The 13,254-nt window shown below is 36.8% G+C and carries 12 protein-coding genes; 6 read left to right on the top strand and 6 right to left on the bottom strand.

Going from position 1 to position 13,254, the window contains the following annotated elements:
• The first annotated feature begins 128 nt into the window (after positions 1–128).
• Together JM83_RS05505 and JM83_RS05500 are read left to right on the top strand one after the other, a co-directional pair.
• On the top strand, positions 129–3,359 hold the full coding sequence (locus tag JM83_RS05505; RefSeq protein ID WP_144960128.1) for a carboxypeptidase regulatory-like domain-containing protein: 3,231 nt from the start codon (positions 129–131) through the stop codon (positions 3,357–3,359).
• 89 nt (positions 3,360–3,448) lie between these two features.
• Positions 3,449–3,886 carry a hypothetical protein gene (locus tag JM83_RS05500; protein WP_144960126.1) on the top strand — a complete coding sequence of 146 codons (438 nt, stop codon included), beginning with the start codon at positions 3,449–3,451 and terminating at the stop codon, positions 3,884–3,886.
• A 202-nt stretch (positions 3,887–4,088) separates the two neighbouring features.
• On the opposite strand, the gene JM83_RS05495 is transcribed toward JM83_RS05500, so the two are convergent.
• The 4 genes from JM83_RS05495 to JM83_RS05480 all read right to left on the bottom strand — a co-directional run bounded on the left by JM83_RS05495 (position 4,089) and on the right by JM83_RS05480 (position 7,177).
• Complete coding sequence (locus JM83_RS05495; protein ID WP_144960124.1) at positions 4,089–4,742, bottom strand: HD domain-containing protein; 654 nt, start codon at positions 4,740–4,742, stop codon at positions 4,089–4,091.
• Between the two features lie 35 nt (positions 4,743–4,777).
• Positions 4,778–5,509 (bottom strand): lysophospholipid acyltransferase family protein, encoded by a 732-nt coding sequence (locus JM83_RS05490; protein WP_144963690.1) that lies wholly within the window; start codon positions 5,507–5,509, stop codon positions 4,778–4,780.
• A gap of 59 nt (positions 5,510–5,568) precedes the next feature.
• A complete protein-coding gene (locus JM83_RS05485) occupies positions 5,569–5,946 on the bottom strand; it encodes a hypothetical protein (RefSeq protein ID WP_144960122.1) in 378 nt (125 codons plus the stop codon).
• An 820-nt stretch (positions 5,947–6,766) separates the two neighbouring features.
• A complete protein-coding gene (locus tag JM83_RS05480; RefSeq protein WP_144960120.1) occupies positions 6,767–7,177 on the bottom strand; it encodes a BrxA/BrxB family bacilliredoxin in 411 nt (136 codons plus the stop codon).
• A 181-nt stretch (positions 7,178–7,358) separates the two neighbouring features.
• On the opposite strand from JM83_RS05480, the gene JM83_RS05475 reads away from it, so the two are divergent.
• From JM83_RS05475 to JM83_RS05460, 4 genes are all read left to right on the top strand, one after another.
• On the top strand, positions 7,359–8,090 hold the full coding sequence (locus JM83_RS05475; RefSeq protein WP_144960118.1) for a TerB family tellurite resistance protein: 732 nt from the start codon (positions 7,359–7,361) through the stop codon (positions 8,088–8,090).
• Positions 8,091–8,998: 908 nt separating this feature from the next.
• Positions 8,999–9,655, top strand: coding sequence for a metal-dependent transcriptional regulator (locus JM83_RS05470; RefSeq protein WP_144960116.1), 657 nt, complete (start codon positions 8,999–9,001; stop codon positions 9,653–9,655).
• A 6-nt stretch (positions 9,656–9,661) separates the two neighbouring features.
• A complete protein-coding gene (locus tag JM83_RS05465; RefSeq protein ID WP_144963689.1) occupies positions 9,662–10,483 on the top strand; it encodes a ZIP family metal transporter in 822 nt (273 codons plus the stop codon).
• A 48-nt stretch (positions 10,484–10,531) separates the two neighbouring features.
• Entirely contained in the window at positions 10,532–10,954 is a 423-nt protein-coding gene (locus tag JM83_RS05460; RefSeq protein ID WP_144960114.1) for a hypothetical protein, read from the top strand.
• A gap of 10 nt (positions 10,955–10,964) precedes the next feature.
• Here the strand turns inward: JM83_RS05460 and JM83_RS19090 are convergent, their stop codons facing one another.
• Both JM83_RS19090 and feoB read right to left on the bottom strand, forming a co-directional pair.
• The gene (locus JM83_RS19090) at positions 10,965–11,114 is read right to left on the bottom strand and encodes a hypothetical protein (protein WP_186434952.1); all 150 of its coding nucleotides are present in this window, start codon (positions 11,112–11,114) and stop codon (positions 10,965–10,967) included.
• Positions 11,115–11,152: 38 nt separating this feature from the next.
• Positions 11,153–13,252, bottom strand: coding sequence for a ferrous iron transport protein B (gene feoB, locus JM83_RS05455; RefSeq protein WP_144960112.1), 2,100 nt, complete (start codon positions 13,250–13,252; stop codon positions 11,153–11,155).
• Between the last annotated feature and the right edge of the window lie 2 nt (positions 13,253–13,254).

Raw genomic sequence — 13,254 nt, 5'->3', positions numbered from 1 at the left:
TTGTGTAAAATATGTATGTTTGTTGGGGCGAAATGTTAAAGTCTGAAATCTTTACATTAAGTTAAAGTTTGTTTTTCAGAAAATGACGTTTTTTGCCGTGAATTATAAACAATAACTAATCACTAACAATGAAAAAGATTACAAGTTTATTTGTCGTTATTTTTTTAATGATGACAGCCGTTACTTTTGCTCAAGGAGTTACAACCTCAGCAATTAATGGAAGGGTGCTGGACACCAATGGAGAGCCGCTTCCGGGAGCTAATATCGTGGCAGTACATCAGCCCTCTGGTACTACATATGGTGCTATTTCAGATTTTGATGGTTTCTACCGTATCTCTAATATGAGGGTAGGTGGACCTTACATAATCACTATTAGTTTTGTGGGTTTTGAAAACTTTTCAGCTAACGACATTAATTTAAAATTAGGGGATTCAAGGAATATTAGTGCAGAAATAGGTGAATCTCAAAATGCATTAGATGAAGTGGTAATAACAGGAGAAAGAAATAGTGTTTTCGATTCAGGTAAAACAGGGGCTGAGACAAGCGTAAGCCAAAGACAGGTTAATACCTTGCCTTCTATATCTAGAAATATTGCAGATTTTGCAAGATTAACTCCTCAAGCACAAGTTAGTGGTGATGATGTTATTTCCATTAGTGGTCAAAACAATCGTTACAATGCATTATATATTGATGGTGCTGTGAATAATGACGTTTTCGGACTGGCAGCAAGTGGAACAAATGGAGGTCAAACCGGAGTTAGTCCAATTTCTCTTGATGCAATTGAATCATTTCAGATTAACGTTGCTCCTTTTGATGTTAGACAATCTGGATTTGCTGGGGGTAGTATTAACGCAATCACAAAATCTGGTACCAACCAATTTGAAGGTTCTCTTTACAGTTTCTTGAGAAATGAAGATTTTGCAGGAAAAACTCCAGTAGATTTAATAGGAGATGATGGAAAAAGAGAAAAACTTGAAGAGTTTACCGCAGTTACTTCTGGTATAAGAGTTGGAGGACCAATAGTAAAGGACAAATTATTCTTTTTTGTAAACTATGAGCGTCAAGATAATGAAACTCCTCAACCCTTTGATATTACAACATTTAGAGGTGATGCGACTTTAGCTGATATCAATGGTCTTTCTGATTTTTTGAACAACGAATACGGTTATAATCCAGGTGGATTTGCAAACAATCAATCTTCTCTTGTAAGCGATAAGTTAATTGGAAAAATAGATTGGAACATTAATGAAAATCATAAATTATCGTTGAAACATAGTTATGTTAAAGCGATACAGTTAAATGCTCCAAGATCAAATCAAGGTGCCATAAATTTTTCTAATTCCGCTATTAATTTTGAATCTATAACCAACTCAACAGCCCTGGAATTAAGCTCAAGAATTGGAAATAGCATGGCAAATAATTTAATTATAGGATGGACCACCGTAAATGATGATAGAGATCCTGAAGGTGGAGAATTTCCAAATGTGCAGATTTTTGATGCTGCTGGGAGCTCTATAAATTTTGGATCTGAAGCATTCTCTACAGCAAACCTATTAGAACAAAGTACACTTACCATAACCGATAATTTTGATATTTACGCTGGTAGACACAATATTACTATTGGTACTAACAATGAATTTTCTTCTTCAAAAAACGTGTTTTTCAGACAAAATTTTGGAGATTACAGATATAATAATCTCGACGATTTTATTAACGGTAATTTAGCAAACAGGTATCGTTATGGATATTCACTAATTGGTGGGTTTGGAGATGATTCTCAGGGTGCAGCAGAATTTGATATCTTTCAATTTGGATTGTATGCTCAAGATGTGTTTAGTGTTACAGATAATTTAAAACTTACTTTAGGTGCAAGAATAGATGTTCCATTTTGGGAGGATTATCTAATTAATGATGATTTCAATAATAGAACAATTCCTTTATTGGAAGCTGCAGGAAAAGATCTAAGAGGAGCAAGAACAGGTAAAGGTATTGATGCACAGGTTCATTTTTCTCCTAGATTTGGATTTAATTGGGATGTTAAGGGAGATCGTACTACCCAAATTCGAGGTGGTACAGGGATCTTTACTTCAAGGTTACCATTGGTTTGGCCTGGAGGAGTTTATAACAACAATGGTTTAACTGCAGGTTTTATTCAATTAACTGGAGACGATGTTCCTCAATTTGAGCCAGATCCAAGAAATCAATTTCAAGATCCTCCTCAAGGTTCTGGATCTGTAGGAGGTGAAGTAAATTTATTTGAGAAAAATTTCAAATTGCCACAAGTTTGGAAAACCAATATTGCAGTAGATCAAAAATTACCTGGTAACTGGGTTATTTCTGCAGACTTTATCTACAACGATGATGTAAATGCTGTAGCCTATGAGAATATTAATCTTGAAGGACCTCAATTTATAACTACAGCTGCTGGTTCAAGACCAAATTATGGATTTGAAAATATAGATAATACCTACAGTGCTATTTATATGGGGTATAATACATCTGAAGGAAATTCCTATAATGTTTCTGGAACCTTAGCAAAGAATTTCTATAGCTCTTTTATAGATGTTAATTCTCAAGTATCCTATTCTTACGGAGAGTCCAATGTGCTTTTTGATGCAACTTCTTCTCAAAACAGTTCTCAATGGAGATATCTTGAAACTGTAAGAGGCTCTAACATGCCATCTGTTTCAAGATCTGATTTTGCTCCGGGACATAGGATAATAGCCAATTCAACTATTGAATTAAAATGGACTGAAAATTTAAGGACTAGAATAGGTTTATTCTATGAAGGAGCTCAAGGTCAGCCTTTTAGTTATGTTTATAATGGAAGTGGACTATTAAGTGATACAGGATCATTCTCTGCATTGGCATATATACCTTCAAATGAGGCTGAAGCTAATTTAGTTGATATTGTAGATACTAGAAATCCTCAAAATAATAGAACAGCTGGTGAGCAATGGGATCTTTTAAATGCTGCAATTAATGGAGATGAATATTTAAGTAGCCGAAGAGGTCAATTTGCTGAAAGAAACGGCGATAGAATAGATTGGTCACATATTATTGATCTAAAATTTGCTCAAGAATTTAGGGTTAAGATCAATGAAACAGATCATAAAATTGAATTAACTGCAGATATTTTCAACTTCACAAACTTCTTAAACAAAGAGTGGGGTAAGAGAACATTTGCAAATTTTGGTCAAGTTCAACTTGCTTCCTTCAGAGGATTTGCTGAAAATGGTACAACACCTACATTTACATTTGATCCAAGGTCGCTTGAAACAAAAAATATCGTTGATGATGCAGGTTTACAATCTTCAAGATGGCAAATGCAGGTTGGTTTGAGATATTCTTTCAATTAAACCTAAATTTAAAATTCTTTATAAGCCGCTTCAATTCCTGAAGCGGTTTTTTATTGAAAAAACCTATATTTGCCTAAAACTTAGAAAAAATGTACGAAACTATTCAATTTATACATTCTTATTGGGCATATTTGGTGCTTATTGTTTTAATTGTAGCCGCTGCAAATGCTATCGTAGGTTTTGCCAGCAATAAAGAATATGGCGCCACCAATTTTAGGATTGCATTGTTTACCCTTATAGTTTCGCATTTACAATTGCTAATTGGGATTATCTTGTACTTTACTACTCCTTATTTTAAAATGTTCAGTGAAGTTGGAATGGGTGGGGTTATGAAAGATCCTATTCTAAGGTTATATAACGTGGAGCATCCAATAATCATGATACTTGCCATTGTTTTTATAACAATAGGTTATTCTAAACACAAGAAAAAACTTACTTCCAAGCCAAAATTTAAGACATTGGCAATATTTTATACGCTTGCTTTAATTCTAGTTCTTTCAAGAATTCCGTGGAATGCTTGGTTGTAGATAATTCATGCTTTAAATGAATTGTCAGGTTGAGCCTGAAACCTGGAATTCGAAAGTGAAAAACGTCATTCCAACGGAGGAAGAACCCCTTTACTATCTTGAGATTCTTCACTTCATTTCATTGCGTTCAGAATGACATTAATAATTTATTGTTATAAGAAATAAATTAAAAGACCTTACTGGAAAGCAAGGTTTTTCTATGTTATGCTTTCCCGTGCCATTCTGCATAGAACTGCTCTAAAAACCCTTGCATATACGTATGTCGCTGTTCTGCAATTGCTTTTCCGGTTTCTGTGTTCATTCTGTCTTTCAGCAATAGTAGTTTCTCGTAGAAGTGGTTGATTGTTGGTGCAGTTGATGCTTTGTATTCTTCTTTGCTCATTTTAAGGTTCGGTTGGAGCTCTGGATCAAACAAAGTTCTTCCTTTAAACCCACCATAATTAAAAGCTCTTGCAATACCTATTGCTCCAAGTGCATCCAGCCTGTCGGCATCTTGAACAACCGCTAGTTCTTTAGAGTTAAAAGATTGGTTGGTATTTCCGCCTTTAAAGGAGATGTTTTCAATGATCTTTATCACATGGCCAATTACCTTTTCGCCTACATTTAAATCGCTTAAAAAGGCCTTGGCAACCTTTGGGCCAACAGTTTCATCGCCATTATGGAATTTGGAGTCGGCTATATCATGTAGCAATGCTCCCAATGCCACAATTAAAGGATCTACATCTTCAGAAGAAGCTATCAATCTAGAGTTGTTGTACACTCTTTCTATATGAAACCAATCATGCCCGCCTTCTGCATCTTTCAAGGTTTCTTTAACAAATGAAATGGTGTTTTCTATGATCTTTTCTGAAGTCATATGGTTCAAATATGGATAAATACAATGGGCTTATTTTAAATAATGTCGGCAATAATCGTGCGTTCCACTTTGGCAATCATGCTATTTGCATCGTCTGAATTTGCGAGAATTGGTTGGTGTACCTTCATCTTAATATTATGGCCAATCCCTAAAGGAAAACTCCCATATTCGAACAACTTCCATGAATTATTAATGGTAATTGGAACCACGAGGGCATTGGGCATTTTCTTCAGCATTATTTGCAGACCTGTTTCAGCAAACTTTTTTGGCTTACCGTCCCTGCTTCTAGTGCCTTCAGGAAATATTACTGCCGAGTAATTGTTTTTATTAAGGTAATTTGCAAATTTCGAAATGGTAACAACAGCTTGCTTGGGATCCTTGCGATCTATCAGAGCAGATCCCCCATGTCTAAGGTTGTAGGAGATCCCTGGAATCCCTCTGCCCAATTCTTTTTTACTGATAAACTTAGGATAATGCTTTCTAAGGTACCAAATGATAGGCGGAATGTCATAGAGACCTTGATGATTGGAAACAAAAATACATGGCACATCGGTTGGGATTTTATGAGGATTGTCTACCGTAAAGGTGGTACCCAAAATATTGAGGCATCGCATTAAGGTGAGATTAAAAACATCTACCGAAGTTTTATGAGCTTCTTTTCCAATAAAATTGAAGCAGATCCATTGAATCCCGTGAAAAACCACTAAGGTTAAAAAGAAAAAAAAATATGAAATTATGGAAAGGGGATAGGCAAGTAGTTTCTTCATCTTAAAATGTGCTTGCTGCAAAAATACATTTTTATGGGAAAAATGAGTTTATGAAGTGGTTAATCTACAGCGATACATTTCCCATCGCTACATTTAATACTTTGGGGTGGTGCAGGAATGCTGCAATCGCTTATGATGCCATTTTGCTTGTTGTAAGTAGCTTCGGCTTTAGAATATTTTGCAACCATTACCTTGAGTTGGTCCATATCTACATTGGTTGAAAACACAAGATATCCTTTGGGACCCCCGCAGGCTTTTGTTCCGTAGGCGATATAACTACATTGGGAATTTTGGGTGCAGTTGCTTTGGTCCACGAATGCTTGGAGTGCTTCAAGTTGCTGTTCCAGATCCTGAAGGGATACATTTTGTGCTTCATCTGTATTTTGGCAGCTTGCTGCACTAACAATAAAAAATAGGAAAACGAAGGAAAACGACAAATACTTTCATCAAGTATAATTTGATATTGGAAGAAGAAAGGTACTAATTATTTATTAGGTATATCCGCTTTTTATAGTTCTTTCGTCACCCTGAGACCAGTGATAAAAAAATTATCCAGCATAGGAAATTGACATGTTTTTTATATAAGCTGATGGGATGCTGAAACAAGTTCAGCATGACGACAATTCCCCATCGTCACCCTGAACTGGTTTCAGGGTCTTGGATTCACAAATAAATAAAAATACGTCAATGGTAGACCAGTGATAAAAAAATCTATCTAACGTAGGGAATTGACGTGTTTTACTTAAATATATCAATAACAAATTTTTTTTTTCAGGAATTCAATCCAAAGCGTCACCCTGAATTAATTTCAGGGTCTATTAGAGTTGTAAAGCTCATTCACATGTTAGAACCTGAAACAAGTTCAGCTTGACGTGAAGTCGATACCTGAACTCGTTTCAATTTCTGTTTGTGATAGAAAAAATACCTCAATGTTAATATACCAGCCCGTAGCGGTCGGTCGGGTTTCAGGGTCTCAATATTGCATTGATCTACATTGAAATGAGATTCTGAAACTCCCGAACGGTCGGGAAAGAATGACGTCCTTTTTCAATTTATGATACTTTACGAACAAACAAATTATTTCAACATAAAGCAAAAAAAGCCGATCTTAAATAGATCGGCTTGATATATTTTTAAATCAAGGACCTTGAAGCAAGCCCACAAGGTGTGTCCCGATGCTTCGGGAGGAAAATACTTTAAAAAATTTAATGCATCCCAAGAGCTCTCGGGACGAAAAATTAAGCCCTCAATGAGGGATTAACAAAACTCGTTGTAAGCACTTGTTAAATTATCTGCGATCATCTCTGCGGGACGCCCTTCGATATGATGGCGTTCCAACATATGAACTAATTCCCCATCTTTAAACAATGCCATGCACGGTGAAGAAGGAGGAAAAGGGACCATATAACCACGAGCCTTAGCCGTGGCCTCCGTATCTACTCCTGCAAAAACAGTTACCAGATTATCCGGCGTTTTGTTGTTTTGTAAAGAGATACGAGCTCCCGGGCGTGCATTAGCAGCGGCACATCCACAAACGGAATTCACAACTACCAACGTAGTTCCCTTCTTTTCCATGGCAGCATCTACCTCTGCAACGGTATGTAATTCTTGAAAACCTATATTTGTAAGGTCTTCTCTCATTGGTTTAACTAAATCTGCTGGATACATATATAGAATTTTTATTATAATTTATAAAGGGCAAAGATACAAATTAACTTTTGCTCTTCATATCTCAATTTCCTATATGCTCATAGTTTCAACTTATAGACAGGAAGCACAAGTTTATGGGATAGGGTCTGTTTAATACCTATTCAAAATAGTATATTTGCCTCTTATCAAGTAGAAATTTATGTTTAAGTGGATATTGGCCTTTGCAGGCTATATGTTTTTCAGGTACCCGGGAGCAGTACTGGGGTTTATATTAGGAACTGTTATAGATAATTGGAATCGGTCTTCAGGTGGATTTAATTCGGTTTTTACAAGTCAAAGTCAAACGGTAACACCAGGGGATTTTGAGCTCAATCTACTTTCGTTGGCCTCTTTGGTTATAAAAGCAGATGGGCAAGTATCTCAATCTGAAATGGATTATGTACGATCTTATTTTGTACAGGCCTACGGGAAAGAGCGTGCAAATGCCACTTTTCGCACTTTTAATGAGGTGATAAAGAACAGGGAGATCTCCGCGCAACGAATTGGTTTGTATCTTCAGCAACGCACCAAATATGAAGTGCGATTACAAATCTTGCATTTCTTGTTCAGCATTGCCCAAGCAGATGGAAATATTTCTAATTCTGAATTGTCCCAACTTCAATCTATCGCGGGATTTTTAGCACTGAACAACAGGGATTTTGAAAGTATTAAAGCGATGTTCTTTAAGAGTGCCGATAATTCGTACAAGATCCTGGAGATCGAAAAATCTGCCACAGATGCCGAAGTAAAAAAGGCATTTAGGACCATGGCCAAAAAATACCATCCGGACAAACTGCAACATATGGATGAGGCCTATAGAAAAGGTGCTGAAGATAAATTTAGAATGGTGCAGGAAGCTTACGAAAAAATCCAGAAGGAAAGAGGGATCTAGAGTCCATCTCTCCCTGAGAGATTTATATCTTCTTTAAACCTGTTAGTTCCTAATATCGGGATAGTTCTAGGTCTATAGCTATCGAGACGATAGGACACGATTGTTATCCTGAACATAGTGAAGAATCTCTAAGAAACATTATCCATTGAAATGTAAATAGATCCTTCCTTCGTCAGGATGACAAAAGGGAGTATGAATGTCACTTCGAGATCCGTGATAAAAAAATTATCCAGCGTAGGAAGTTGACGTATGATGGTTCTTAGCATATTTGGAAACACCTACAAAAAAGTGTCCTTTTTTTGGTCCGTTTTTTTGGACGAACAAAAAAATGAACAATCATTAAAATTAATCAAAGCTTTATAGACCAAAGGAAGTGTTTTCCAAATTCTTGAAATTACCGTAATGAGAACAAAAAGCGTATTAAAAATGGCTAAGGCATTAGATACTATAATTATCTATAAATAAGCAACTTATAAAAATACGGCAATGGTAACTGGTTTCAGGGTCTTGGATTCACAAATAAATAAAAACACTTCAATGGTAGCGGAGCCGAGAAGCTTTCTATTGCTTCTCCACCATAACTTGGTATTTAAATCAATGATTATCAAGATCTAATTGTCATACTGAAAGCAGTGTAACGCATTCAAGAATCTTAGGTGAAAGTTTATTAATCATAGATCCCTCCTAGCGTCGGGATGACAATAGAATATGTTTGTCCTTCATAAGAAAACTTAGCACTCGGAAGAGCCTATAGGTAAAAAAAAGATTTCTCGACTACGCTCGAAAAGAAAAAGAATAGAACATGTTCGACATGTTTTCAGTTGAGCTATAAGTATTCTTTAGATTAACCTAAAAAATTGATTTATTTAAATTAAAAATGTAATTTAGCAGCTCTTAAAACAAAATGTATGTTCAGTTTATCCGAAGAGAATTATTTAAAAGCCATTTTTCATCTGGAACGTTCTTTTCCAACAGGCGTGAGCACCAATGCCTTGGCCGAAGAAATGAATACAAAAGCCTCCTCTGTAACAGATATGGTCAAGCGATTGGCTGAAAAGGAATTGGTGGACTATAAGAAATATCAGGGTGTCAAACTCAGTAATTCTGGTAAGGAAACTGCCATTGAAATAGTTAGAAAGCACCGGCTTTGGGAAGTTTTTTTGGTAGATAAACTCAATTTTTCTTGGGATGAAGTTCATGAAGTTGCAGAACAGTTGGAACATATAAAATCTGAAAAACTTATAAGGGAACTAGATAAATTTCTAGGATTTCCTAAAAAAGATCCACATGGAGATCCTATCCCCGATGCTAAGGGAAATATCCTAATTGCAGATAAAGTTTTACTTTCTGAACTGAATATTGGAGAATCTGGTATTTGTGTTGGGGTAAAAGACTCCTCTACAGAATTTCTTCGATATTTGGATAAAAATGACATTGCTTTAGGGGAAGTAATTCACATTTTAGAAAAAGAATCATTCGATCAATCCATACTTATCAAATTAAATGATAAGGAACTTAAGATCTCCAGCTTAATCTCAAGTAATTTATATATTAAAACACCTTAAATTATGATGAACGATATAATTGCCTATCTGGAAGGGATAGATCCCATCTTGGCTGCCCTATATGCTACATTATTTACCTGGGGGGTGACCGCTCTTGGAGCTTCTCTTGTATTTTTCTTTAAGAAAATGAACCGCGCCGTATTCGATGGAATGTTAGGATTTACTGGAGGAGTAATGGTTGCTGCGAGTTTTTGGAGTTTATTGGCACCAGGTATAGAAATGAGCCCAGGAGAAGGATTTGAAAAAGTAATACCAGCAGGGGTAGGTTTTTTTCTAGGAGCCATATTTATCTTCGGACTGGATAAAGTCTTACCTCACCTTCATGTGAATTTTAAAATGGATGAAAAAGAGGGAATAAAAACCCCTTGGCATAAATCTGTGCTTTTAACCCTGGCGATAACCTTGCATAATATTCCGGAAGGTTTGGCGATCGGGGTGCTGTTTGGTGGAGTGGCAGCAGGTTTTGATGGTGCAACTATTGGCGGGGCAGTAGCTTTGGCAATTGGAATAGGATTACAGAATTTTCCTGAAGGTTTTGCGGTAGCAATGCCATTAAGGGGACAAGGCCTAAGTAGATGGAAAAGTTTTAACTATGGGCAGCTTTCTGCTGCGGTAGAACCAATTGCTGCTGTTTTGGGCGCATGGGCCGTTATGACTTTCCAGCCAATCTTGCCATACGCATTGGCTTTTGCTGCAGGAGCTATGATTTTTGTGGTGGTAGAAGAGGTAGTGCCAGAATCGCAGCGAGATAAATATACAGATATTTCCACTATGGGCTTTATAGGAGGATTTATACTTATGATGACCTTAGATGTAGGTTTGGGCTAATAGTTGCAACACCCAATTTTAATTATAGTCTTTAAAGTAAAATTGGTTATGAAAGTTTGTTTAGCTCTTGTTTTTGCCTTATTTATGGGTTCATCTTCTGCTCAAGAAAATGATTCGATAGTTAATTTTAGTGCTGAATTGGACTTTGGAGAGCTGTTTACTTTTGAAAACAAATCCATTCAATTCAAAAAAGTGATCTCAGATTCAAGATGTCCCAAGGATGTTGCTTGTATTTGGCCAGGGGAAGCGAAAGTGTTGGTTGCTGTGAGGGAGGATGGGAAACAAGTGGAGGAAAAGATCATTACGTTAACAAATGGAAAAGATTTTACTTCATTAAAAAACGGAGAGAATTTTATTCTTAATTTTTCAGACTCAAAAGGCGTTTATTCTATGGATGCCCTCAACCTCTATCCCTATCCAGTTTCAACTCATAAAACAGAGATTCAGAATATTGTCTTTTCATTCAGTTGAGTAAAACCAATTAGCTACAACCACATCCAGAAACTCCGCAAGCTTTCTCAGATTCTTTCTTAGACTTTAAAAAATCTGGCTTCCAAATAAATTTCGTGATCACATATGCTACCGCGAGCAAAAAGGTGATAAAAACCAATATGTTTTGTAATACGTCCATGATACTTGTTTAAGGCGGTTTAAATTTATATTATTACACTACTTTAAAACTTGAAAAGCTGTTAATGCTACAAGGTAGGCAAAGCTACTCATAATCACTAATTGCAACATAGGCCATTTCCAGGTGTTCGTTTCTTTTTTTACTATTGCCAAGGTACTCATGCACTGCATTGCAAAAGCATAGAACAACAGTAAACTTATTCCGCTGGCAAATGTGAACAAAGGACCGCCCAATACTGGGTTCACCTCTGCGGCCATTCTATTTTTAATGGTTTCTTCTTCATCACTGCCCACGCTATAAATCGTTGCCAATGTCCCAACAAAAACCTCACGGGCGGCAAAAGAACTTACAATTGCAATTCCAATCTTCCAGTCATAGCCCAAAGGTGTTACAGCCGGTTCGATCCCTCTTCCAATAATTCCTATATAAGAATGCTTCAGTTTATAAGCTGCTATTTCTTCTTCTAGGCTTGAAGTTGAATTCTCTCCATTCCCATATTCCAAAGTTACAATTTCTTCAGCATTATTAAAAGTGTCGCCAGGACCATAACTTGCGAGAACCCATAGAATAATAGAGATAGCAAGTATTATTTTTCCTGCCCCCAACACAAAGGACTTTGTTTTTTCAACTACATTGATCGCTACATTCTTGACCATTGGTAATTTGTAATTGGGCATTTCAATCACGAAATAACTCTTGTTTTTTATTTTCAAGATCCTGTTGAGAAGCCATGCAGATGCAAGTGCGGTCCCAAACCCTAAAAGGTATAAAAGCATTAATGTTAAGCCCTGTAAATTGAAGCCTAAAAAGCTTTGATCTGGTATTACCAATGCTATTATTATAAGGTACACTGGTAATCGTGCTGAACATGTGGTAAATGGCACCACTAAAATAGTGATAAGCCGTTCTTTCCAGTTTTCTATATTTCTTGCGGCCATAACGGCAGGAATGGCACAGGCAGTACCAGAAACCAAGGGCACCACGCTTTTTCCGCTTAGTCCAAACCTTCGCATGATCCTGTCCATCAAGAAAACCACCCTACTCATATAGCCGCTCTCTTCTAAAATGGAGATAAAAAAGAATAAAAATGCGATCTGCGGAATAAAGATTACAATTCCGCCAAGCCCGGGAATAATCCCTTCAGAAATAAGATTGGTGAAAGGACCATCGGGCATCATGTCTTTCATCCATTCGCTTAACGAGGCAAAGGTGGAATCTATAAAATCCATCGGATAGCTGGACCAATTATAGATCGCTTGAAAAATGAGGAGAAGGATCATAAAAAAGATCACATATCCCCAAACACGATGGGTTAAGATCCTGTCGAACCGTATTCTAAGATCTGTGGCCGAGTTCAGGTCTACTTTTAGACCTTCTTTTAACAATCCATTTATGAACTGGTACCTTAAAATAGTTTCTTTTTGCTGAAGTCGTTTAAGGTCACTTTTGCTTTTGGTATGAAAATTAGCTTCGTCCTGAAGTTCGTGCCTGTTCATATTGCCAAAATTTACATCTTGGGTAATAACCAACCATAATTTATAAAGGGACTGATTTGGGAATGCCTTTCTTAACCTCCCAAAATACTCTGGGTCTATGATAGAGGCGTGCAGGCAAGGTTCTGTTGAAATTTGGCGGTAATTAAGGATCATTTCCTTTAATTCTTCAATTCCGGTATTTTTTCGGGCACTTACCAGTGCGATCTTTGTGTTTAATTTGGCTTCTAAAATTTCTATATCCAGGGATATTCCTTTACGCACCATCCTATCTGCCATATTAACAACAAGGATAGTAGGAATTTCAAGGTCTTTTATTTGCGTAAAAAGGAGAAGATTTCTTTTTAGGTTTTCCACATCGCTAACAACCACTGCGACATCTGGGAAGTCCCTGTCGTTTTTATTCAGCAGTAATTCAATTACCACATTTTCATCCAGGGAAGAAGCGTTTAAGCTATAGGTGCCGGGGAGATCTAAAATATGGGCTTTTAGGCCCCGCGACAGTTTACAGATGCCTATCTTTTTTTCTACCGTAATCCCGGGATAATTGCCTACTTGTTGATTGAGGCCGGTAAGCTGATTGAAAACAGAAGTTTTACCGGTATTAGGGTTCCCAATTAACGAAACATTAATCTGTTTCCCCATAG

It is taken from the genome of Gillisia sp. Hel_I_86 (assembly GCF_007827275.1).
Classification (GTDB): Bacteria; Bacteroidota; Bacteroidia; order Flavobacteriales; family Flavobacteriaceae; genus Gillisia.
The sequence above is the reverse complement of the archived record's forward strand: the minus strand, read 5'-3'. Positions and strand labels throughout refer to the sequence as shown.